Below are 23443 nucleotides of genomic sequence, written 5' to 3'. Positions count from 1 at the left end.
TCTTCTATTTTTTGCTAATAATAAAAGAAGAACACCTCTCATGTGCTCTTCTTTTTATTCTTATTCAAACTAATGTAGCAAGATGCTGCTTTGCATCGTATTCCTCTAAGCTTTCTCCACGTTTCACACGATGAACAAAATCCGGATTAGAAATTAATGGTCTACCAAATGCAGCTACATCAATTGTCCCTTCTTGTAACGCTTCTTCTGCCTCTTTTGGATGTAAATTCCCAACTCCTATAATTATACCATCCCAATATTTACGAACTAATTGATGTAGGTTTTTTCCGTCAGCTATAACTTGCGTATAATTCATCGTTGAAGGATGGATCATCGTTAATCCTACTTCATGGAACATCGCTACGAAAGTTTCAATTGCTGCTTCAGGATCTTCCCACATATAGCTAGGATTATCACCTTTAAATGCTGAAAAACGAATAAGTGTTTTATCCGCACCAATCGCACTTATAACAGCTTGTAATACTTCTTTCATAAAGGTTAGCCTTTGTTTTAAGTCTCCGCCATATTGATCCTTTCGATGATTCGCAAATTCATAAGCAAATTGATCAATTAAATACCCATGTGCCCCATGAATTTCTACCCCATCGAAGCCTGCTTCAATCGCATTTCTAGCAGCCCGTGCATACTGTTCGATAGCCTCTTGAATTTCTTCAATCGTCATTGCCTCTGGCGTATCAAAAGGCTTCCGAAAACGCGGAACATTTCCTTGTGCTGCAATAGCTGAAGGTGCTTGTGGTAACAATCCACCTGCTAGTTCATGATGACTCATACGTCCTACATGCCATATTTGCGCAATAATCGTTCCGCCTTCTTTATGTACCGCCTCTGTTACTGGCTTCCAAGACTCAATTTGCTCCCTAGTATAAAGACCTGGAACACCTGGATTCCCCTTCGCTCTTGGGCTAATCACTATTCCTTCTGTAATAATGAGACCCACGCCATCTGCCGCACGTTTCCTATAATACTCTACTACATCAGCCCCAACTACTCCTGTTTCATCATTAGCAAAACAACGCGTCATCGGTGCCATTGCCACGCGATTCCGAAGAGACCAAGCCCCAATCTGAATTGGATCGAACAACTTTGTTTCTTCCGCATTTTGAAATGATCCCCAACTATTTATATTCGTGCCTTCATATATACTCGCTGCTTTGTTCTTCGAATTTGTCATCTTGATTCCCCCTATACCAATTGTCATGAAACTCTCAATTCTTCACTATAACTTAAATTATTTCATATATGAATCATAATCCCTTACAAACTAGTACGTCAATTTATAAGCTCTTATCACACAATATTCGCATATAGAACAATACAAAGAAATCTCTCCAAACAAGGAGAGACTTCTTTGTTATATGCTAACTTGCTTACGAGTCGTTTCCCTCGCTAACAGAAAACTCATAATAACCTGCGCTGCCACACGGCTCGTCATATCACGAAAATCGAGCGTTGGATCAATTTCTACAATATCCATCCCTTGGACAAGTGGTTCTTGACCAAGGGCCGTAATCGCATCGAGCAGTGTCGTACTATCCATACCACCTGGACCAATTGCTGGACATCCTGGTGCAAATGCTTGATCTAATACATCCATATCGACAGAAACATAAATCGCTGTAACCCCTTGTCTACGTAAAGTTTCAATGCTTTCTGCAATGATATCTTTCATCGCTACTTCGCGAACATGTTTCATTGTATACACCGTCACATCATGTTCTTTTGCATACTCATGATACGTGCGCGCATTTGAAAAATCACGAATACCAATTTGAACAAGCTGTTCCCCTGTGATTACATCATTTTCTAGTAAGTTGCGAAATGGCGTCCCATTAGACGGTCCACCGTCTTCCAAATTACGTAAATCATGATGTGCATCAAATTGAATAATACCGACTTTTCCTTTACTACTTGCAAAACCGCTTATACTAGGAAAGCTAATAGAATGATCTCCTCCGAGAACGATTGGTACCATTTGTGGATTCAACTTTGTCAAACTGCTGAGTGTCTTAGCAATACGAATATGACTTTCTTTTATGTCTGTAACATGCATACTAATATCTCCACAATCATACAAGACACTCTCTTTCATATCATGCTCTTCTGTAATAGCGTATGTGCTATATGCATCTAGCATTACGCGAATGGTTTTCGGCGCAAAACATGCACCAGAATGACTAATAGATGGCTTAGAAAGCGGTGCGCCGATCAATGCTGCACCAAAGATTTCCTCCCCTTCCTTCCACAGTTTAACCATATCGCTCCATTTCGTTACTTCACGATCTATAAACTTTGCATTTTTCTTTAAATAGTGGCCTTGCTCCACGTTTTGTCACCTCTTGTATATGCAAGATTACCATTCTTCCATACTGTATTTACATGACTCACACCGTAATGATATGGTACATATGCATAATTATATGCATCCCATAAAACTAGATCCGCCTTACGTCCAACGCGAATTTTCCCAGCAACATCGCCGCGATTAATCGCATACGCTGAGTTAACTGTTACAGCATTCCAAACTTCTTCTGGTGTCATTTTCAGTTTCAACATTGCAATGCTCATAATAAGCTGAATATTTTCAGTTGGGCAGCTACCTGGATTGAAGTCCGTCGCTAACGCAACGGCTACACCTTCATCAATCATTTTACGTCCACGTGCGAAACTTTCTTTATTTAAGTAAAAAGTTGTTCCTGGGAGTAATGTTGCAACCGTATTTGAATTTGCAAGCATTTCAATCCCTTTATCAGATGCTCCAACTAAATGGTCCGCTGACGCAGCACCAATTGCTGCTGCCGCTTCCGCACCGCCAAGTGGATCAATTTCATCTGCATGGATTTTCACATCAAATCCAAGTTCTTTTGCTTTTAATAAAAATTCTTTCGATTCTTCTACAGAGAATACGCCTGTTTCGCAGAAAATATCAACGAACTCAGCTAATTGTTTCTCTTTCATTTCTGGTAATAAATCTAGCATCCATTGTAAAAACTCTTTTGATTTTCCTTTATACTCTTTTGGAACCGCATGTGCCCCTAAAAATGTTGAAACTAAATCAATTGGATGCTCGTTTTGAAGCTGCGCCGTCACTTCTAATTGCTTCCATTCTGTTTCATCGTCCAAGCCATAGCCACTCTTTGCTTCCACTGTTGTAACGCCGAATGATAGCATGCGATCTAAATGAAATTTCGCCTTTTGTACAAGCTCTTCTTGCGACGCTTGTTTCGTCGCATTCACAGTTGAAAGAATACCGCCGCCTTGCTCTAAAATTTCTAAGTAAGGTACTCCTTGTAATTTAAGAGCAATTTCATTTTCACGAGATCCACCAAACACAAGATGTGTATGTGGATCAACTAGACCCGGAGAAACCATCTTTCCTTTACAATCGATGATTTCTTTTGCCTGTAAACCTTTTGCTTCTTCCGCTGTTCCAACGAAAGTAATCACACCATCTTCAATACCGACTGCACCATTTCCGATAATAGGAAGCGTCTTCATCGCTTCTTGTCTTAACAAGCCATCTTCTTGATCCATTGTTAGTAATTGACCGATATTCGTTAGTAAAATGTCCAGCATGTTTCTTCCTCCTTATTTCATCATTGGAATATTAACACCTTTTTCTTTTGCTGTTTCAACAGCTAGGTCATATCCTGCATCAACGTGGCGAACAACGCCCATACCAGGATCAGAAGTTAATACACGTTCAATACGTTTTGCTGCTGCTTCTGTTCCGTCTGCAACAATAACCATTCCAGCGTGAAGTGAATATCCCATACCAACTCCGCCGCCGTGGTGAACAGATACCCAGCTTGCACCATTCACACTATTGATTAACGCATTTAAAATTGGCCAGTCTGCCACTGCATCACTACCGTCTTTCATCGCTTCTGTTTCACGGTTTGGCGATGCAACTGATCCACAGTCTAAATGGTCGCGGCCAATAACGATTGGCGCTGATAATTCACCACTTGCAACCATTTCATTGATGATACGACCAAATTTTGCACGCTCCCCGTAACCAAGCCAACAAATGCGTGATGGTAGCCCTTGGAACTCAACTTGCTGACGTGCCATACGAATCCAGTTACATAAATGCTCATTATCCGCAAACTCACGCAAAATTACTTCGTCTGTTTTATAAATATCTTCTGGGTCACCAGAAAGTGCTACCCAGCGGAACGGTCCTTTTCCTTCGCAAAATAATGGACGAATAAACGCTGGAACGAATCCCGGGAAGTCAAAAGCATTTTTTAATCCTTCATCAAAGGCAACTTGACGAATGTTATTACCATAATCAAATGTAATTGCGCCTTTTTCTTGCATTGCAAGCATTGCTTCTACATGTCTTGTCATACTTTCTTTTGATAATTGTACGTAGCGCTCTGGGTCTTCTTCACGAAGTTTTGCTGCTTCTTCTAATGAATACCCTACTGGAACATAGCCGTTTAACGGATCATGTGCAGACGTTTGATCCGTCACTAAATCTGGTGTAATGTCACGTTTTACAAGCTCAGGTAAAACTTCTGCTGCATTTCCTAATAGCCCAATTGAAATCGGCTCTTTCTTTTCTTTATATTCTTTCGCAACAGCTAGCGCCTCTTCTAAAGATTCTGTATACATATCACAATACCTTTTCTCAATACGACGATCGATGCTGCGCTTATCTACATCAATCGCAATGACTACCCCGCCGTTCATCGTAACAGCAAGCGGTTGTGCACCACCCATACCACCTAAACCAGCTGTAAGTGTTAACGTTCCTTTTAATGAACCATCAAAATGTTGACGTGCCGCTTCTCCAAACGTTTCATATGTTCCTTGTAAAATACCTTGTGTACCGATATAAATCCAGCTACCTGCTGTCATTTGTCCATACATCATAAGACCCTTTTTCTCAAGTTCACGGAAGTGATCCCAATTTGCCCACTTTGGTACTAAGTTTGAATTTGCTAAAAGAACACGTGGTGCATCTTCATGCGATTTAAAAATGGCAACTGGCTTTCCTGATTGAACAAGTAATGTTTCATCACTTTCTAATGTTTTTAATGAATCCACAATTGCGTGATAGCTATCCCAGTTACGAGCTGCACGACCAATGCCGCCATATACAACTAATTCTTCTGGTTTTTCAGCTACTTCTGGATCTAAATTATTCATTAGCATACGAAGAGCCGCTTCTTGAACCCAACCTTTTGTTTGTAATTCTGTTCCTCTTGGTGCGCGAATTGTTTGTTTTACGTTTTCCATTTTAATCTCTCCCTTTTCTATTTTTATCTTTCATTAATTGTCCGGTTGGTGCTGGTCAATACTTAGCGAGAGGATTTAATCCCCCGTCACTAATTAACGTTTCATTTTATAATGCTGCATTTACATCCATTCGTTCCTTCGTAAAATGGCTTGTTTTTAACCAATGTGTAATATTTTCGATATCGGTTGAAAAAATACGATCATTTGTAATCGACGGTACTTGCTGACGACCTTGATGATAAAATGCTTTCGTTACTGTACTCATTTCTTGGGTACCACGATATTCAGCAGCTTGCATTGCACAAATCATTTCAATTGCAAGAACGCGTCTTACGTTTTGAATAATTTGATGTGCATGGCGTGAAGCGATTGTCCCCATACTTACATGATCTTCTTGGTTAGCTGATGATGGAATCGAGTCAACACTTGCCGGATGCGCTAGCGTTTTATTTTCTGACACAAGTGAAGCTGCCGCATATTGCATAATCATTGCACCAGATTGAAGTCCTGGCTCTGGACTTAAAAATGGTGGTAAATCATTTAACTGCGGGTTCACAAGACGTTCAATACGACGTTCAGAAATATTCGCAAGTTCCGCCATCCCAACCTTTAAAAAGTCCATTGCAAATGCAATTGGCTGTCCATGGAAGTTCCCGCCAGAAATTACTTTTTCTCCACCATCAAAGATAAGTGGATTATCTGTTGCTGCATTCATCTCGATTTCTAATTTTTCTTTTACATAATTTAAAACTTGCCAAGAAGCACCGTGTACTTGTGGAATGCAGCGAAGAGAATATGCATCTTGTACACGCAGCTCCCCTTGCTTTGTTACAAGCTTGCTATCTTGAAGTACGTCGCGAATACGCTTTGCTACTTCAACTTGTTCTTTATATCCACGAGCTTTATGAACATTTTCATCAAATGCATCAATAATGCCGCGTAACCCTTCGATTGTCATGGAAGCAATTAATTCTGATTGATAAGCAATCGCTTCTGCTTCGATATAAGAAAGAACCCCTTGCGCTGTCATCGCTTGTGTACCATTGATTAACGCAAGCCCTTCTTTTGCTTCTAATTCAATTGGCTCTAAACCCTCTTCTGTAAGAGCTACCATGGCGTGAACACGTTTTCCTTTATAAAACACTTCCCCCTCACCTAATAGAACAAGCGCAAGATGAGATAACGGCGCTAAATCACCGCTCGCTCCGAGTGAGCCTTGTTGCGGAATAACCGGATGAATTTTACGATTTACAAACTCGAGCAGCCTATTTACAACAAGAGGACGAACACCAGATACACCTTTTAGCATCGTATTTGCGCGTAAAATTAACATTCCACGTGACACTTCTTCAGGAAATGGATCGCCAATCCCACACGCATGTGATTGAATTAAATTATGTTGAAGCGCTTTTACATCATCTTTTTGAATGAGTACATCACTAAACTTCCCAAACCCAGTTGTAATACCGTAAACAACTTTTCCATCTTCCACAATTTTCTCAACAACTTCGCGGCACTCAGCCACTTTTTGCATGCTGCTTGGGCAAGCTGTTACACCTTCTCCTTCAAACAATAATCGCTTCATTTCTTCTACTGTCAATGAATGTCCTGTTAACGTAATCATCCTTTTTCCTCCTTAAAAGAGCAAAAGGGGACCTTACCTTTTTAAGACAGACTTCTGTCCCAAAAAGCAAGGCCCCCTTCTAACTAATAGACTATGGGCAAATCATATGTGATTAATTCCTAAACCAATCGCCTCATGCTCAGATCCTTTTACAGGCGCACCTATCGTTCCATAAAGTGCAACAGCAACCCATTCGCCTTCTTTTTTCCCGTCGTATGGTGTACCGCGCACAATCGCAAACCGAAGACCTACTGTACGAAGAACGTCTGCTAACTGAATTTGACCTCTCGTTACCCCGTACAACGCTTCCATGATTGCATGATAAAGTGCATGCGTTTCTCTGTAAACGTCTGTTTCAATAACTTGATTGCTCTTAGCCGCTGTTTCCATCGCTGCAACAACCTTCTGCGAATTCATAGAACCAACTTTCCCCGTACAATATTTCCAACCTTTTGGAATGGATAATACAGGACTTTCATTCTCATCCGCAAGCGCAAGCAACATGGCCATACGACCAATCCTATGTGTTCCATGAAGAAGCATGTGACTCTCTCATTTCTTATTAATTGTTTGAATATTACTTTATTTAAGAATATATGAAAACGGTTTAATCGTCAATAGCTTAAATAATTATTTGAATGAATTTTTTTAATAATCTGTTACGGTTGTGTACACAATCTATTTACAGAAAATTTCTAAACATGCTACAGTTTCGCTAACAATTGTAAGGGGGACCCTGAATTGGTTAAAAGAAAAGATATTCACTTTCGAATTAACGAAAGATTACTAGAAAGATTTGAAGCAGCACTTCATTATGAAAATCTAAATAAAACAGATGTTTTAACACATGCGGTTCAACAATTTTGTGTAGAGGTGGAATCAGAAAAGTTGAATGATATAAAAAGGCAATACGCTGTAAGTAACCATCTGCAAACACGAATCAATACTCATAAAAAATATGAGGAACAACGGGTAGACTTAGATGAAATTGTAATAGACCATCTACAATTACAAGGAACAGAAAAAGTATTAGAAGTTGGATGTGCTAACGGAAAATTCCTCGCACTGCTACAAAAAAAGGGGCATAAGGGACCTCTTACTGGTCTGGATCAATCTACAACTATGTTGCGAGAAGCTACTATGAATGGAGCGCAGCAACATGTAAATATCGAATGGAAACTTGGAGACGCTACCAAACTTCCTTTCCCAGCTGATTCTTATGATTGGATCATCGCAAGACATATGCTGTATCACATGACGGATGTTGAAAAAAACATTCAAGGATTTCACAAAGTAATTTCACCGGAAGGCAGGTTCCTAGCCACAACAAATTCCAAAATCTCATTACCCCGTATGGATGAGATATGTAACAAAATGTTAGTTGCATTCGATTTACCCGAAAAATCACTATCAGCTTCTCCATTTTGCTTAGAAAACGGAAAACAATTATTACAATCCGTTTTTCAAACCGTGGAGGAAACAGTTATTCATAATGCACTTCTATTTCGTCATGCTACACCTATCGTTAGCTATATCTCTAGTATGTTTCCATCTTTAAACATACCTGATGATGTTCATCTTCATTCAGAAATGAAAGAATGGCTAACCACAGAAATAGAAAATGAATTATTTCTTCATGACGGAGTATGGCGTGATCCAAAAACACTTGCTATTTATCGATGCACAAAATGAGTTTGAATCTACTTTGTCACAAATTCTATAAATTCATCTTAATTGATGATGTGGCAATACCTTAAGAAGGAATTTATGTATCATAAATATAATATGAAAATACAAAAACTATAAGAGGTGATACTGTTGGTTATTAAACAAACAGTAATTAAATTGGTAATTGGTGCAGGAGGATATAATAATAACCCAGGCTGGTTACATACGAATGAAGAAGAATTGAATTTATTAAAAAGGGAAGATTGGATAAAAAGGTTTAATCCTAATTCTGTAGCAGTAATTTTAGCGGAGCATGTATGGGAACATTTATCATATGAAGAAGGTATAAAAGCGGCAAACGTATGTTATGAATTTTTAAAACATGGTGGTTACGTTCAATGTGCCGTTCCTGATGGATTTTTTCCAGATGAAGAATATCAAAAAGGTGTACAAGTTGGGGGACCAGGACCTAAAGATCATCCTGCCGCTAGTCATAAAATCGTTCATAATTATAAAACCTTAAGAAAAATGTTCGAAACTGTTGGATTCGAAGTGAAATTACTTGAATATTGCGATGAAGAGGGGCATTTTCATTACAATGAATGGAATGAGGGCGATGGGGTTATTTTTCGTTCAAAGAAATATGATCCACGAAATCAAGGGGATAAACTTGTTTTTCCATCGTTAATTATAGATGCAGTAAAGTGAAACTTTAATCAGTGGGGGTTCTCTTCATCCCCCACTGATTATTAGCCCTCACCAATCGGGCTTTTACGGGCAGTTGATCCCCCACCTATCTTCCTCGTTTTTCTCTGAATCTTGAGGTGAGGGTCTTACTGCCCGTTAATGCGGGGTAAAGTCTTAGATTTGCTTTCCCTGTAGAAAAGCTTTAAAGTCGATTCCCAATAGGAGATCGACTTTTTTAGTATCATAACTCAACAATCTTCAGATCTCTTCATCATAATGATCCTTCATCTCCTCGAATTAATAGCATATTAAAAAACTTGTTCAAGTGCGTTTTCTTCCTATTTCTTCTCATTTAACCATTTCATGAAACATACCTCCGTTTCCGCTACTGTCACTTCATCGGTATTCACATATGTAACTGCTCCCTAAATGTACTACGCCTTCTCGACATATCATTCTCCTTTCTCTCCTGCAATTTCTTTTTAGAAACATCCAAATAAAAAATCGCATCCGAGCGACATGTTCTCAATTTATACAATTCACCTTTTAGTTCTTTTTCAATATCCCAATCCATCCCTATCAATTTCGGAAAATGTAACGTATAAAATTCAATTTCTTCTGGGCCACGATCAAATATTACAATACGCCCTCGTACATTCTGAAATTCTTTTATTTTTGCTTCGATAAACATTTTTTGATTTGTAATAAATCCCTCTTTTGTGTAAATATCCAAATTCAATTTTTGTCTCTTCTCTATAATTTCATGAGGATTTTCATAAATCACCTGAAAACCTTTTTTGCTCTAATCTCCTTGCTAACGTTGTTTTTCCACTTGCCATCGGCTCTTGAAGTGAAATGATATACGCCATTTCCCCCATCCTCTCCCACTAACATACACCTCTTTTTTACATGAAACGGAATTTTATAAACAATCAACAAAATACTTCACACCTTGTTTCCTATTTCTATCTAGCTTATAATAAAAATAGAGATACTGATCGACGCCTTTTATGTAAGCTTGGAAAGCCAAGCTTACATTATTTTTTGCTTTCCCTTTTATTAAAAACAAGGTATACTAGATCAGAACATATGTTCTTAATGATTACATATAGTAAGGAGATAGAACAAATGGTATACGATACAAAAGCAATTTCTTGGAACGAATCTTTAAAACAACTACAACGCCGCTACACAAATCAGGTAGTAGATCGAAAACAATTTGAAGCTGTTGAACTCATGGAATTTTTCCGCGATAATGACTATATTTCTCTTCCTACACATATTAGCGGCCTATCCACAAAACGTTTTACTTCTTACTCTATTTTCACAACTGAAGATAAAGACCGTAAAGTTGGCACACTTATTATTGAATATTTAGAAGATGATAATGACGTATTACGTGTCGAGCAACTATACTTCGTTTAATTCATAACGCTTGGTCAAAATGGCCAGGCGTTCTTGCTTTCTATCAATCCCACTACTTATAATACTAGTAAAAGAAAAACTGCTATCAAAAGGGGGTATACACTTGCTCGAAGGATGGTTTAGTTGGTTTATTGTTACTTGGACTGTTATTTTGCTAGGGCTTATGTCTATTGGTGGATATTTTATGTTCCGAAAATTCTTAAAACGTTTACCGAAAGAAGATGGAATGTCTATTTTAGACTGGGAAGAGCGTTATATTAATCAAACAAGACACTTATGGGATGATGAGCAAAAACAATTACTAGAGGAACTTGTAAGCCCTGTTCCTGAACTATTTCGTGATGTTGCAAGGTCAAAAATTGCCGGTAAAATTGGAGAACTTGCCTTACAAGAAAAAGCCACAAAAATAACTGAAGATTTAATCATTAAAGGGTATATTGTTGCAACCCCAAAGCGAGATCATAAATTTCTCATTAAAAAATTACAAGAAAAGCAAATTGATTATTCCCGTTATCAATCACTTTTGGCAAAATAAAAAACCTCAAGAAATCTTGAGGTTTTTTACGTTAACTTCATATCTTTCTCATTATAAAACCCGTCCTCTTTTTCCATTTCCTTTTGCAATTTCGTAAAGGAGCGATACATCGCAATTCTCCAAGAGACAATCATTGCAAAAGCAAGTAAGAAGAACATGCCGCTTAGCTGCCCTAAATCAAGCGATTGACTTAAATATGTTTTAAAAACAATACGTACCACGAGCAAACCAATTAAAATAAATACGAACGCTTTTGAACGTTTTAAATAAATTTCTTGTCCGCGCACTTCAAATTTAGATGTTTTAATGAGGAAAATTGAGAAAAACAAACCTACACCAATTGCTTCTAACATTTCTGCTGGTGTTAGGCGAAAATCCGGATAAATGTACATCAGTGCTCCCGTACTCATAAAGAAAGGCGGGAGAATAATTTTTTTCAATGTTGCTGGTTTCTTCGCTGCTTTTAAACGGATAAACATTGCACCAACAGCCATACAAACGGCAACAATACTCGACAAAAGAACTATGTTCATACTTTCTCATCCTTTTTTGTGGCAATATAAAAATATAGTTTCATTATATGCTTTTCTGTTAGTATTTCCAACATTTTCACAGGATAATACTAAAAACCGGTGAAACCACCAAATAAACTTGAGAAATACGCTATAATTTTTGTCATCCAGTTAAAGTATAAGAATATCCCCATAATAATCATGATATATCCGCCTACTTTCACAAACGTTCCACTGTGCCTTTTAATCCAAGACATTTTCGTAATAAAAAATGAAAGGATAAAAAATGGTATCGCGAATCCAAGTATGTAAGCAATCATATATAGCATTGCTGATTCTGGATTCGTAGTAGCCAGTCCAATTACAGCTACTAAAATGGGTCCTGTGCAAGGCGTCCAACCAGCAGCGAATGCTAAACCAATTAAAGTGGATCCTATATAACCACTTGGACGGTTTTTAAATGTAAACTTACGATCTTGCATTAAAAACTTTGGTTTAAATACCCCTACAATTACAAGTCCAAATACAATGATAAATATTGCTCCTAATTGTCTAATTAAGTCTTTGTAATCTTGGAAAAATGATCCAATAAAACTTGTACCAAAACCAATTGCGATAAAGACAATTGAAAATCCAAGTAAGAAAAACGCCGTATGTATCATACTTCTTTTACGAAGCATCGCATTTTCTTCTTTCAATTCAGAAACCGACATTCCCGTTATATACGATAAAAATGCTGGATAAAGCGGTAAGCAACAAGGGGAAATAAATGATAAAAATCCCGCACCAAACGCTAAAAACATATTAATATCTTGCATCGTTTCACTCCTCTCTTCTACAATATTGTAGCAAAAATGAAAGAAAATACTATGTACAATTCATGAATTTACTATTTACAACATGTATATAAGAAAAATTATACGATAACTACACATCCCTTATTTTTATAAAGCGCTTTCGTTTTCCTTCTATTATAAATATATTCTGTCATGTATTCACATATCACATTTTCTACACAACAAATCATTTGTATACTTTCCCTCTTTCCTCCAAACATTTCGTATATAAAAATATTTTTTTCAAATGATAACTCTATACACTCCTCACCTTATCTTACAACACTTTTATAATTATACGTTTCAAGATTATGCATAAATATCATCCTTTTATTATTATTCTATAAAATGTCGCACTTTTCTTTCATTTGACCCTTCATTTTTAATTTTGTATACTTCCATCTAGTTATATATGTCCGTTTTGGAACAGTTCAATATAGATGGGAGGAATTTTCATGCTTCGTTATTCTCTTTTAGTTTTATTAGGAGCATGTAGCTATGGAATTTTAGCTATCTTTGTTAAACTTGCATACGCAGAAGGTTTTTCACTTGGAGAAGTGATTGGCAGTCAATATTTGTTCGGTTGGTTTATTTTACTTGGAATTACACTCTTGTTTTCTAGACATCGCGTTCCACTTAAGCAAATGCTTATTTTATTTGTCGCTGGAACATCAGCAAGTTTTACAGGAATTTTTTATTACGCTTCATTAAAAACAGTACCGGCTTCTATTGCCATTATTCTTTTATTCCAGTTCGTTTGGATTGGCATTATTATTGAAGCTGTAACAACAAAAACATTACCGTCAAGAGAAAAAGTTATTTCTGTTATCTTTTTACTTGCCGGTACATTCTTATCGAGCGGATTATTAGAAAAATCAGCAGGTGATTTTGATATGACAGGAATCATATTAGGTTTACTATCTGCTATTACATTTGCAACTTACATTTTTGTAAGTGGTAAAGTTGCTGTCGAAGTACCATCGTTACCACGAGGCGTTCTTTTAATGACTGGTGCTTTAACTTTAGTAATGGTAATATTTCCACCAACGTTTCTTTTTAACGGTGCTATTTCACAAGGACTTTGGAAATATGGCTTAGGGTTAGGAACATTTAGTATTGTCATTCCATCCATCGCCTTCACAATTGGTATTCCAAAAATCGGTTCCGGTTTAGCAACGATTCTTGGTGCAGCTGAACTACCAGTTACAACAATTATGTCTGTATTCGTTTTAAAAGAAGCAGTACTTTCTTCTCAATGGTTTGGTGTATCACTTATCTTGGTTGGTATTGCAATTCCACAAATTGCCTATGCGATGCGCGGACGCTATCGAAAACATCATACACATAAGAAAGTTGCTGTATAGATGAAAAGAGGATTCTCATTTGAGAATCCTCTTTTTTTAGTACGATAACGCCCGTTTCTTTTTAGACGTCCAATTGTTATTGAAATCATTCCAACTCATTGAAGCGTCTTTCTCACCAGTCCAAGGGTCATTATAAAATACTCTATCGTTATTATAACCTGTAAGGGTAATCGCATGAATACCAAAACCATGCATTGTCACCCAAGCTACAACAGGATGATTGCGCTTTAAACGGTCTTTAATATTGTCTAAATTACCTCCGGTTAAATTGACAGCACTCCCAGCATATTTACTCACTAATCCAGTTAGAGCAGAAGGGTATATAGTGCTAACTGGTCCGTTTCTCCAAGGGCTACCTACAAAACCTTTATTAGGATCAGAAGGGTGATATGGCATTTCATAAGCAAGTTGTACTTTGTCTACATTTGCACCTGCATACTGTAACATCATAGTTACCGCTGTAATCTCACAACCTGTGGGAAGGTCTCTAGAAGGATTTACATAGTCTCGTTGTTTAATAATAGGTACATTCATACGTGGGAAAACAGTTCCTTGACTAACTGCCCTACTATCTATCCAATTCATTTGACCTCTTTGGTTTTTAAACCCATACCACGTTACATTATTGTAATTGATAGATAGTTCTACATTTAAGTTTGTATTCGTAAAATCAGAAGCTGAACCAACCCAAGATGCGTTTTGTAACCCAAACGGTCTAGTCCATACTGTGTGACCTTGTGTATTTGAAACATGATATACTCCGTTATAGTACTTAACGTTTGTAGCACTAGAGATTGCTCGTGCATCTAACCAACCTAACTCTCTACCGTCTATGTAAATATGATACCAAGTTGTATTACCTAGCAAAATACTTCCAGTTACTTTAATAGGTTTATTGATATAATTACTTGCAGGTGCTACATACTTCGTGTTTTCTTGTCCATAAGGTACAGTCCAAATCGTATGTCCATTCGTATCTCCAAGCAATACGGTTTTATTTTCTCCATGTATAACTGAATTTGATAAAGTTTTAGAGTCTACCCATCCAAGCACTCGGTCTCCTAGTTTGATTTTACTCCAAACTGTATTACCTTTCTTTGCTTTTTGAATAACAGTTACTTGTTTAAAATAGTAGTTACTTACAGGTGACAGCCAGTTTGCGCCTTCTTCTCCATAAGGGACACTCCATACCCCGTCTGCTGACGATGAACTGCCAACTAATGCTGTGCTATTTTCAATAGGTAAATTTTCCATATCAGTTACAGCTCTATCCCCATTAATCCAACCAATTATACCGTTATTATTCTTTACTTGATACCAATTCGTATTCCCTAGTTTAGCTGTTTTTACTACTTGTACCGTTTGATATATATAGTTACTTACAGGTGCTACATATTGTGCATCATATACACCATAAGGTTTTGACCATACCCCATGTTGGCTACTTACATTACCAATCATTACTTTAAAATTAACAGGGTTTACAGTACCTTTATCTAATGCCTTAGCATCTACCCATCCAATTACTTTTCCGTTTACACTAAACTGATACCAAAGAATCGTTCCTGACTTTGCTTCCTTAATCAATTTAACACCGTCATAAGCATATCTATCAGGGTTTCCTAAATGATTTGCACCTTTAACTCCATAAGGTAAAGACCAAATACCGTTATTGCCAGTTGCACCCATAGTAGCGTCTTGGTTTATCGTTTTTATGTCTTTTAAAGGACTTAACACTTTACTATCAAGCCAACCAACTGTTCTACCGTCTACACTGAATTGATACCATGTTGCATTATCTACCACCGCTTTTTGAATTAGTTTTACTTCTTTTCCTACATATGTATTTACAGAGCCAACATAGTTTGCACCTTGAACACCATAAGGTAAAGACCAAATACCATCATTGTTAGATGACTCGATAATCTGGTTCTCTTGAATTTGTACATAGTCTGTTGCTTTCATAACAGATTGACGCATAGTTGGATCTGTGTTAGCTTTCTCTTCTTCACTTACTTGTAAGCTATCAGTTTGAGGTTTTACTTCCTCTTGCTTGTTTTGAACAGTTGAGTCTTCTACTTTGTTCTCCTTCTTAACTTCAACTTTATCTGTATTAACTTTAGGTGTATTACCTTCAGTTTTCTTGTCTTCAATTGATTTGTTTTCAGTTTTAGGTTTAATCTCTACCCCTTCTTGTGGAGTGGTAGGTTTTACTTCATTTTGAGAAGTATTAGGTTTTAACTCTTCTTGTTTATTGACCTTATCTGTCCCTTGTTTCTCTACATTAGCTTGACCCTCTTGTACCTTTACATCGTTTTGCTTTATAGTATCCGCACTCATATAAGTAGGAGTTGATAAAAGAACACATACCCCTGCCGTACTTACGATTGCTATCTTACTATTTTGCATTAACTTATACATCTTCCCCAATTTACAGTCTCCTTTATTGTATCTATTACTAGTTATTTTTCTATCTCTTAATATAGCTCCATTATAGCATATACTTACTAACGGATTCCTTGTAAATCAATTCACTGAAATGTAAAGTGACGGTTATTATATTTACATGTAGCATATTACAAGTCGTGAAATTTTAAGATTTATTAAAAGCATCAAATTCCTATATAATTACTAATGAATACTTTTATTTTATATACTTAAAACATGATTTGAAGTTTCACTTTATCTTGAGAAAGAAGGCATATAATATATGAAACCCATCACAAAGCAATTAACAGAAAAATTAAGATCTATCCGCCGTCATTTACATCAATATCCAGAACTCTCCTATGAAGAAACGGAAACCACAAAAGCGATACAAAACTGGTTAAACGAAGCAAACATCACAATGATTCATTCTAATTTAAAAACTGGAGTGATTGCTGAGGTTTCTGGTGATAAGAATGGTCCAATCGTTGCGCTTCGTGCCGATATTGATGCACTTCCTATTCAGGAAGAAACCGGTTTGCCTTATGCGTCTCAAATCCCCGGTAAAATGCATGCGTGTGGACATGATTTTCACACTGCTTCCATTCTCGGGGCGGCCTACTTACTAAAAGAGAAAGAGTCTTCTCTTAACGGAACGGTTCGATTCATATTCCAAGCTGCTGAAGAAAGCGGAAACGGGGCATGTAAAGTAATTGAAGCGGGTCATTTAGAAAACGTACAAGCTATTTTTGGTATGCACAATAAGCCCGACTTACCCGTTGGTACAATTGGTATTAAAGATGGTCCACTAATGGCCGGGGTAGATCGTTTTGAAATCGAGATTAGAGGTATTGGAACACATGCAGCTGTGCCAGATGCAGGAGTAGATCCTATCGTTGCCTCTTCTCAAATCGTTATGGCCTTACAGACAATTGTAAGCCGAAACATTAGCTCTTTTCATAACGCTGTCATAAGTGTAACAAACATTCATTCAGGAAATACATGGAACGTCATTCCTGAAAAAGCAACTTTAGAAGGAACAGTCCGTACATTTCAGGCAGAGACACGTCAAAAAATTCCAGCTTTAATGGAACGGATTATTACAGGCGTTGCCGACGCACTTGGTGTTGAAGCGACATTTCGTTTGTACCCAGGGCCTCCTGCTGTTTATAACGATACAGACCTTACAGCATTATCAACTCATATCGCCGAGCAAATGAATTTGCATATTATCCCTCCAAGGCCGTCGATGGCCGGAGAAGATTTTTCATTTTACCAACAAGAAATACCTGGTTCATTCGTCTTTATGGGAACAGCTGGTACACAAGAATGGCATCACCCTGCTTTTACATTAGATGAAAAGGCATTACCTATTAGCGCACAATACTTTGCTTTGTTAGCTGAAGAAGCTATTAATAAATTAAGATAGAGAAAAGCCGTTAAGATCATTCTTCTTAACGGCTTTTCCATCTATTATTATGTTAAATCGCGCTTTAAAAATACAGTATAGGAAATACTTAAAAATACAAGTAAGTAAATGAGAAGCATACAAGATGCAAATTGAAATGTTACACCTTGAATAAAACTACCGCCCTTTAAGATTCCATATAAATCTGTATTAACTGGTAATAAAAATTTCATCCATTCGTATCTAACCGCTGGTATTAAAATAATCCCCCCAGATAACGCCACGAATAAGGAAATCCCAATCGCGCCTCCGCTCGATCTCGTTAAAACAGAAATCATAAACGCAAATGCTGCATACACAAGAGTTGGCAACCATTCCAATATATAATACTTACTCACATCAGCAAATATATTTTGCTGAACGATATGACCATCTTGCATAATAAATTCCACCCATGCAGGCTGTTGGAATTTATAAATAATAAACCCGTATAAAAGTGAGAAAACCATATTAAATATAAATAATAATGCAGAGAAAATAACAATTGCCATATACTTCGCTGTTAAAATTTTAAATCGACTTGCTGGACGAATCATTAAAAATTTATACGTTCCCCAATTGTACTCATTCGCAAAAATTGTACTTGCATATACGAGAATAAACGGTAATAAAATGGGAAACACAATTAAACCTGTATCTCTCATAAAATTTAAAGGTGAATCACCTGCTGGAGGAGTATTTGTGTCTAAATGCTTCATTTTCAGCTGATACTCTTTAACAAGCTCCTCTCCCGATCTTTGATTGATAATATCCTGTTTTGTACTTCCAAGTTTTTTTTCAATTTCTGCCGTTCTTTCTGTATATTCCACTTTCCAATCTCCCGATGAGGATGGCAAGTATTTAACTGACACCCATCCGAAACCGATAACTAGAATTATAATAACTGCAAACGGAATAATGGTTCGCTTTCGCTTAAATATTTTATACAATTCATTATAAATTAAATTAAACAATATCCTTTCCCCCTGTTAATTCTAAAAACTTCTCTTCTAATGTTTTCCTTTCTTCATACACACGATAAATACGAATACCTTCTTCTGTTAATGTACGAATGACATTTGGAATTCCTTCATTTTTCACGGTCATAATCAATTCATCATTTTGTATCGTAACATCATTTTGTAAAAGTTCAGCTGCTCGCTTTACATCATCCACGCGTATATGAATCATTTCCATCTCTTCATTTCCATCTCGCTGAATCTTTTGAGTTGCCACATATTCTCCGTGCTGAATAATAATAACTCGATCACACATCAATTCCACTTCAGATAATAAATGACTCGAAACAAGGACAGCTTTCCCTTGCTCATGAGCAATTTTCTTTATGTACATACGCATTTCATGAATCCCATTTGGATCTAATCCATTTGTTGGTTCATCTAAAATGAGTACATCTGGATTATGTATAAGAGCTTGTGCGATTCCTAAGCGCTGCCTCATACCAAGTGAATACGCGTTCACTTTACGATCAATAACCTGCCCCATACCTAATAATTGAACTACCTCATCAATACGTTCCTCCGTCACATTGCCATTCATACGTCCGAAGTATGTTAAGTTTTCATAACCACTTAAAAAAGGATAAAATTCTGGATTTTCAATGACTGCACCAATTTTTGCAGCTGTATTTTCAAACTCTTGCTTTACAGACTGTCCATCAATCCATACTTCTCCTTCAGTCATACGAATCATCCCGACCATCATTCGCATCAATGTTGTTTTCCCAGCGCCATTTGGTCCTAATAAACCAACAACTTCACCTTTCTTTACTTCAAAACTTATATTTTCTACCAATGTCTTCGATCCGATTCGCTTTGTTAATTGTTCTACTCTTACTATAGATTGTTCATTTTCCATGCTATACAACCTTTCTCTCTCATACTTTTTTCAGTTCCTTACACTGTATCATGATTAGTTTTAACTGTAAAACGAAGAAAAAGACATGATACTTCATGCCTTTTCCTCGACTTTATATAATTGTTCATATTTAAATTGTTGAATAATTTTATAACATTGCCATACTGATAATAAGATGATTATAACAATCACTACTGTCGTTACGACTACTGCATATAACGTAATCGGTACGCTGTTTATTCCATGAACTCCCATTAACTTTATAAACATCACTGTAAATAATTTCAAAAACAACATCCCATGAATAAAACCAAAAAGAATTGCTCCTCCGGAAATCAAAAGCTGCTCCTGACATAACAAACAAAAAATTTTTCTTTTTTTCATACCAGCAGTTTTATACAACAGTAATTCTTGTTCCCTATGTTTCAAGAATCTTTTTGTCATTTTGTATGTAACGGCAGTGCATATAAAAAACAACAGTACTTCCCCATAATATAGCGTAACTAACACAAACGGTTTATGCTGTATTTTTTCGATTACCGCTTCATTAGATCGGACAGATATAATAAAAAAATATAGCATTGTACTCATTGCAATCCATATAAATTGCTTTAATCTTTGGGCAGCATCATTTTGTATATTTTTCTTTGCTAACCGAAATAAAGACATCTTTCATCCCCTACCTAACTTCTTAACGTCCAACATTCCATATTACTAGTTTATAAAAATATTACTTTTTTTACATCGAGCTTCAATCGGAATCTGTACTAGGTCTTAAGTCGCAGAAAATGAATTTTATGTGTAATGTCACACCAAAACAGGGGGATTCCTATAAAAGGAAAACACGTGATATAGGGGGGAATCAAATGAAAAAAACATTATTTCTCAGCACCATTTTATTACTTATTTTTCTTAATAGCTGTAATTTCCATCAAAATGAAAAAACTTACCCGATTGTAAAACCATATCGATTATCAGAACAAGAAAGCACCATCTTACAATTATTACCATTACAACAAGGACATGTCTCTTTTTATGAAATTACTATTCCTCATAAACAAACGGAAGTATTTACAAATATGGAATACTTCCAAAATGGAGAGAAGGTAAAAGATATAGCTGAGTTTTCTTCTATCAACTTTAAAGATAAAAAAATAAGATTAGCCGTTGGTCAACAAATATTTCATCATGCAAACAACGAGATTTGGCAATGGTTCATAGGTATTGACAGTAGTTCAATGACCACTTCTGAAAATAGTTTACCTAATATGAACGGGTCTGCCTTTAAAGAAATTAGCAGCCCCATAAAAATACAATATAATACGAAAACTGTTCTTGCTGCTTGGATAAAGACAAATAAAAATCATCTACCTGCACTCTCCATAGAAGATGAAAACGCACTCCAGCGATTGATTCAAGAAAATGAACATGTTTATTTGTTCACTATTGAATTGAAAAAAGGATCTGCATCACAATAGCAGATCCTCTTTTTACATTTATGGCATATTACTTACTACTTTCAACTTCAATTCGCTTTTTCTCTCTCGCGATTTTTAAAAACTCTAACAACTCCGGATTACTATTTGTCTTTCGATACGCCACTGACATTTCAGCTACGAAATTAGAATCATATAGTTCCTTGTATACAACTTCTGTTTTATATAACTTATTTGCCGATACAGGAATAACTGTTATACCAATTCCAGCAGCTACAAGTCCCATAACCGTTTGATACTCTGTCGCCTCTTGTACAATATGCGGACTAAATCCAGCGTTCCTACATAGCGATAAAATTGTATCGTATAACGCAGGCCACACCGGTCTTGTTAGAGATACAAATGGTTCATCCTGTAAGTCCTCAATATGTATCTCTTCCTTCTCAGCAAGTGGATGCGCCTTCGGTAAACATAACGTACAAGATAATTTTTGAATAGGCTCTAATTCTAGTAATTGTGTTGCAATTGGTGGCCGTAAAAACCCAATATCAATTCGATTATCATGTAGTGCATAAACTTGATCTGGCGTCGACAATTCATGTAGTGCAACAGATACTCTCGGAAATTTCTTTCGGTACTCCCTAACGATAGATGGTAAAATATCATATATAGCTGCCCCTACAAACCCAATTGAAAGAGATCCAACCTCGCCCCTTTGTGCACTTTGTGCAACTTCTACTGCTTTGTCAATTTGATGAAATGCTTTCTTTACTTCTTTTAAAAACATTTCTCCCGCTTCTGTCATCTCAACTTTCCGCTTCGTTCTTGAAAATAATGTAACTCCCATTTCTTTCTCTAATTGCTGAATTTGTTGACTTAGTGGTGGTTGTGTCATTTGCAAACGAGCAGCTGCTCGTCCAAAATGTAACTCCTCTGCCACAACAACAAAATATTGCAAATGCCGTAATTCCATTTCAGATCCCCTCTTCAATTAATATGCATAATATATTAATAACATATCATTTATATATTAGACAAATATTTTTAAAGAACGTATAGTAGAAATTGTTACTTCTTTTTACAATTTTTATGTAAAAAGTGAAAGAGGTGTTCTTATATGAAATGGTGGAAATTAAGCGGACAAATTTTACTATTATTTTGCTTCGCTTGGACAGGTGAATGGATCACGAAACAGATACACCTCCCTATTCCTGGAAGTATTATTGGTATTTTTTTATTATTAATTTCATTAAAATTTAACCTAGTGAAAAAAGAGTGGATTCAAGCCGGCGCAGATTTTTTACTAAAAGAACTTATTTTATTTTTCATCCCTTCTGCTGTCGCTGTTATCCGCTACAAAGATACACTATCACAATATGGTATCGATCTCATTCTCATTATTATGATTAGTACCCTTTGTGTAACCATCGTCACTGGAATCTTAACAGAACTGCTATTAAAGCGGAAAGGATCAGCACAATGATCGGCTTTTTTTGTTTATTATTAACACTATTAACATATTGGATTTCTAAGAAACTCTATCAGCGTTGGAACTGGAGTATACTTTCACCGCTTCTCGTTTGTCCCATCATTTTAATTGCTTTATTACTTGGATTAGATACTTCTTATGAAACATATGATACTGGTGGCCATTGGTTAACTGAACTATTAAAACCAGCAACGGTAGCTTTTGCATGGCCTATCTATAAATACTTTGATTTATTAAAAAAACATGCAAGTGCGATTTTAATTAACGTCATTGTCGGTTCGTTATTATCTGTTATTACTTCGGCTCTTCTAGCAGATGCTTTTCACATTGATTCATCACTAGAACAAAGCTTAGCACCACACATTGTCACAACACCAATTGCAATGGCAATCTCGGAAATGATTGGTGGTATGTCACAATTAACAGCTGTATTCGTTGTACTTACAGCACTAACAGGAGCACTCTTAGGTCCTTCTCTTATTCGCATATGCCGCATTAAAACCGCTATCGCAAAAGGTATTATGCTAGGTACGAGCGCAAACGGGACTGGTACTTCAAAAGCTTTCGAAATTGGACCTGTTGAAGGTACCATTGCAAGTTTATCCATGCTTCTAACAGCTGGGGCTAGTTTAGTCATCGTGCCTGTTTGCTTATCTTGGCTACATTAAACAATGCTATACGCCTATTCTATATCCTTTTCTTCATCTTAATTAGAATTTCACTTCAAATGTCTGTCTCTTTTATATAGATATAATTATGACCGTGTAATTTTATCCCGCATTAATGGGCAGTAAGACTCCCATCTCAAAGTTCAGGGCATACAAAGAAGTTAGGTGGGAGACTAACTTCC

General features: G+C 36.6%; 22 protein-coding genes and 1 pseudogene. 9 read left to right on the top strand and 14 right to left on the bottom strand.

Annotated features, from left to right (window positions below):
- Positions 1–64 precede the first annotated feature (64 nt).
- The 6 genes from ACX5JI_RS05715 to hutP form a co-directional block, all read right to left on the bottom strand.
- Positions 65–1192 (bottom strand): alkene reductase, encoded by a 1128-nt coding sequence (locus ACX5JI_RS05715; protein ID WP_459500095.1) that lies wholly within the window; start codon positions 1190–1192, stop codon positions 65–67.
- A 180-nt stretch (positions 1193–1372) separates the two neighbouring features.
- Positions 1373–2344: a formimidoylglutamase gene (gene hutG / locus ACX5JI_RS05710; protein WP_459500094.1), complete on the bottom strand. Its 972-nt coding sequence runs from the start codon at positions 2342–2344 to the stop codon at positions 1373–1375.
- A complete protein-coding gene (hutI, locus tag ACX5JI_RS05705; protein ID WP_459500093.1) occupies positions 2323–3594 on the bottom strand; it encodes an imidazolonepropionase in 1272 nt (423 codons plus the stop codon). The genes hutG and hutI overlap by 22 nt, the downstream gene beginning before the upstream one ends.
- Before the next feature lie 12 nt (positions 3595–3606).
- Entirely contained in the window at positions 3607–5265 is a 1659-nt protein-coding gene (gene hutU / locus ACX5JI_RS05700) for a urocanate hydratase (RefSeq protein WP_459500092.1), read from the bottom strand.
- A 106-nt stretch (positions 5266–5371) separates the two neighbouring features.
- Positions 5372–6889, bottom strand: coding sequence for a histidine ammonia-lyase (gene hutH / locus ACX5JI_RS05695; protein ID WP_459500091.1), 1518 nt, complete (start codon positions 6887–6889; stop codon positions 5372–5374).
- A gap of 102 nt (positions 6890–6991) precedes the next feature.
- Positions 6992–7432, bottom strand: coding sequence for a histidine utilization transcription antiterminator HutP (hutP, locus tag ACX5JI_RS05690; RefSeq protein WP_459500090.1), 441 nt, complete (start codon positions 7430–7432; stop codon positions 6992–6994).
- 198 nt (positions 7433–7630) lie between these two features.
- Between hutP and ACX5JI_RS05685 the strand changes: the two genes are divergently transcribed.
- Positions 7631–8581, top strand: coding sequence for a class I SAM-dependent methyltransferase (locus ACX5JI_RS05685; RefSeq protein WP_459500089.1), 951 nt, complete (start codon positions 7631–7633; stop codon positions 8579–8581).
- Between the two features lie 126 nt (positions 8582–8707).
- Complete coding sequence (locus ACX5JI_RS05680; protein WP_459500088.1) at positions 8708–9265, top strand: class I SAM-dependent methyltransferase; 558 nt, start codon at positions 8708–8710, stop codon at positions 9263–9265.
- A 317-nt stretch (positions 9266–9582) separates the two neighbouring features.
- Here ACX5JI_RS05680 and ACX5JI_RS05675 read toward each other — a convergent pair.
- A pseudogene (locus ACX5JI_RS05675) lies at positions 9583–10113 on the bottom strand (AAA family ATPase).
- A 259-nt stretch (positions 10114–10372) separates the two neighbouring features.
- On the opposite strand from ACX5JI_RS05675, the gene ACX5JI_RS05670 reads away from it, so the two are divergent.
- Both ACX5JI_RS05670 and ACX5JI_RS05665 read left to right on the top strand, forming a co-directional pair.
- Entirely contained in the window at positions 10373–10669 is a 297-nt protein-coding gene (locus ACX5JI_RS05670) for a hypothetical protein (protein ID WP_459500087.1), read from the top strand.
- Positions 10670–10772: 103 nt separating this feature from the next.
- On the top strand, positions 10773–11204 hold the full coding sequence (locus tag ACX5JI_RS05665; protein WP_459500086.1) for a DUF2621 domain-containing protein: 432 nt from the start codon (positions 10773–10775) through the stop codon (positions 11202–11204).
- 26 nt (positions 11205–11230) lie between these two features.
- Here ACX5JI_RS05665 and ACX5JI_RS05660 read toward each other — a convergent pair whose 3' ends face one another.
- Positions 11231–11737, bottom strand: coding sequence for a CcdC family protein (locus ACX5JI_RS05660; RefSeq protein WP_459500085.1), 507 nt, complete (start codon positions 11735–11737; stop codon positions 11231–11233).
- 89 nt (positions 11738–11826) lie between these two features.
- Complete coding sequence (locus ACX5JI_RS05655) at positions 11827–12534, bottom strand: cytochrome c biogenesis CcdA family protein (protein ID WP_459500084.1); 708 nt, start codon at positions 12532–12534, stop codon at positions 11827–11829.
- Positions 12535–13007: 473 nt separating this feature from the next.
- On the opposite strand from ACX5JI_RS05655, the gene ACX5JI_RS05650 reads away from it, so the two are divergent.
- The gene (locus ACX5JI_RS05650; RefSeq protein ID WP_459500083.1) at positions 13008–13916 is read left to right on the top strand and encodes an EamA family transporter; all 909 of its coding nucleotides are present in this window, start codon (positions 13008–13010) and stop codon (positions 13914–13916) included.
- A 36-nt stretch (positions 13917–13952) separates the two neighbouring features.
- Here ACX5JI_RS05650 and ACX5JI_RS05645 read toward each other — a convergent pair whose 3' ends face one another.
- Positions 13953–16337 (bottom strand): GW domain-containing glycosaminoglycan-binding protein, encoded by a 2385-nt coding sequence (locus tag ACX5JI_RS05645; protein WP_459500288.1) that lies wholly within the window; start codon positions 16335–16337, stop codon positions 13953–13955.
- 289 nt (positions 16338–16626) lie between these two features.
- Here ACX5JI_RS05645 and ACX5JI_RS05640 point away from each other — a divergent pair, with 289 nt between their 5' ends.
- Positions 16627–17772, top strand: a complete 1146-nt coding sequence (locus tag ACX5JI_RS05640; RefSeq protein WP_459500082.1) for a M20 peptidase aminoacylase family protein — start codon at positions 16627–16629, stop codon at positions 17770–17772.
- Positions 17773–17819: 47 nt separating this feature from the next.
- Here ACX5JI_RS05640 and ACX5JI_RS05635 read toward each other — a convergent pair whose 3' ends face one another.
- The 3 genes from ACX5JI_RS05635 to ACX5JI_RS05625 form a co-directional block, all read right to left on the bottom strand.
- A complete protein-coding gene (locus tag ACX5JI_RS05635) occupies positions 17820–18764 on the bottom strand; it encodes an ABC transporter permease (protein WP_459500081.1) in 945 nt (314 codons plus the stop codon).
- Positions 18757–19668: an ABC transporter ATP-binding protein gene (locus ACX5JI_RS05630; RefSeq protein WP_459500080.1), complete on the bottom strand. Its 912-nt coding sequence runs from the start codon at positions 19666–19668 to the stop codon at positions 18757–18759. Before ACX5JI_RS05630 ends, ACX5JI_RS05635 begins: the two co-directional genes overlap by 8 nt.
- 93 nt (positions 19669–19761) lie before the next feature.
- Complete coding sequence (locus ACX5JI_RS05625; RefSeq protein WP_459500079.1) at positions 19762–20337, bottom strand: ABC transporter permease; 576 nt, start codon at positions 20335–20337, stop codon at positions 19762–19764.
- A gap of 197 nt (positions 20338–20534) precedes the next feature.
- On the opposite strand from ACX5JI_RS05625, the gene ACX5JI_RS05620 reads away from it, so the two are divergent.
- The gene (locus ACX5JI_RS05620) at positions 20535–21146 is read left to right on the top strand and encodes a YgaN family protein (RefSeq protein WP_459500078.1); all 612 of its coding nucleotides are present in this window, start codon (positions 20535–20537) and stop codon (positions 21144–21146) included.
- Between the two features lie 28 nt (positions 21147–21174).
- Here ACX5JI_RS05620 and alsR read toward each other — a convergent pair whose 3' ends face one another.
- Positions 21175–22077, bottom strand: coding sequence for an acetoin biosynthesis transcriptional regulator AlsR (gene alsR / locus ACX5JI_RS05615; RefSeq protein ID WP_459500077.1), 903 nt, complete (start codon positions 22075–22077; stop codon positions 21175–21177).
- Positions 22078–22221: 144 nt separating this feature from the next.
- Here alsR and ACX5JI_RS05610 point away from each other — a divergent pair, with 144 nt between their 5' ends.
- Entirely contained in the window at positions 22222–22587 is a 366-nt protein-coding gene (locus tag ACX5JI_RS05610; protein WP_459500076.1) for a CidA/LrgA family holin-like protein, read from the top strand.
- Positions 22584–23261 (top strand): LrgB family protein, encoded by a 678-nt coding sequence (locus tag ACX5JI_RS05605; protein WP_459500075.1) that lies wholly within the window; start codon positions 22584–22586, stop codon positions 23259–23261. Before ACX5JI_RS05610 ends, ACX5JI_RS05605 begins: the two co-directional genes overlap by 4 nt.
- Positions 23262–23443 lie beyond the last annotated feature (182 nt).

The organism is Bacillus sp. C1, assembly GCF_054570475.1.
The sequence above is the reverse complement of the archived record's forward strand: the minus strand, read 5'-3'. Positions and strand labels throughout refer to the sequence as shown.

Excerpts from the sequence above, each read along its gene's own strand:
- ACX5JI_RS05610 (WP_459500076.1), top strand. The coding sequence starts at position 22,222 with ATGAAATGGTGGAAATTAAGCGGACAAATTTTACTATTATTTTGCTTC.
- ACX5JI_RS05715 (WP_459500095.1), bottom strand. The coding sequence starts at position 1,192 with ATGACAAATTCGAAGAACAAAGCAGCGAGTATATATGAAGGCACGAAT.
- ACX5JI_RS05630 (WP_459500080.1), bottom strand. The coding sequence starts at position 19,668 with ATGGAAAATGAACAATCTATAGTAAGAGTAGAACAATTAACAAAGCGA.
- hutH (WP_459500091.1), bottom strand. The coding sequence starts at position 6,889 with ATGATTACGTTAACAGGACATTCATTGACAGTAGAAGAAATGAAGCGA.
- ACX5JI_RS05605 (WP_459500075.1), top strand. The coding sequence starts at position 22,584 with ATGATCGGCTTTTTTTGTTTATTATTAACACTATTAACATATTGGATT.
- ACX5JI_RS05660 (WP_459500085.1), bottom strand. The coding sequence starts at position 11,737 with ATGAACATAGTTCTTTTGTCGAGTATTGTTGCCGTTTGTATGGCTGTT.
- ACX5JI_RS05640 (WP_459500082.1), top strand. The coding sequence starts at position 16,627 with ATGAAACCCATCACAAAGCAATTAACAGAAAAATTAAGATCTATCCGC.
- ACX5JI_RS05655 (WP_459500084.1), bottom strand. The coding sequence starts at position 12,534 with ATGCAAGATATTAATATGTTTTTAGCGTTTGGTGCGGGATTTTTATCA.
- hutI (WP_459500093.1), bottom strand. The coding sequence starts at position 3,594 with ATGCTGGACATTTTACTAACGAATATCGGTCAATTACTAACAATGGAT.
- ACX5JI_RS05670 (WP_459500087.1), top strand. The coding sequence starts at position 10,373 with ATGGTATACGATACAAAAGCAATTTCTTGGAACGAATCTTTAAAACAA.
- hutU (WP_459500092.1), bottom strand. The coding sequence starts at position 5,265 with ATGGAAAACGTAAAACAAACAATTCGCGCACCAAGAGGAACAGAATTA.
- ACX5JI_RS05620 (WP_459500078.1), top strand. The coding sequence starts at position 20,535 with ATGAAAAAAACATTATTTCTCAGCACCATTTTATTACTTATTTTTCTT.
- hutP (WP_459500090.1), bottom strand. The coding sequence starts at position 7,432 with ATGCTTCTTCATGGAACACATAGGATTGGTCGTATGGCCATGTTGCTT.
- alsR (WP_459500077.1), bottom strand. The coding sequence starts at position 22,077 with ATGGAATTACGGCATTTGCAATATTTTGTTGTTGTGGCAGAGGAGTTA.
- ACX5JI_RS05645 (WP_459500288.1), bottom strand. The coding sequence starts at position 16,337 with ATGTATAAGTTAATGCAAAATAGTAAGATAGCAATCGTAAGTACGGCA.
- ACX5JI_RS05625 (WP_459500079.1), bottom strand. The coding sequence starts at position 20,337 with ATGTCTTTATTTCGGTTAGCAAAGAAAAATATACAAAATGATGCTGCC.
- ACX5JI_RS05650 (WP_459500083.1), top strand. The coding sequence starts at position 13,008 with ATGCTTCGTTATTCTCTTTTAGTTTTATTAGGAGCATGTAGCTATGGA.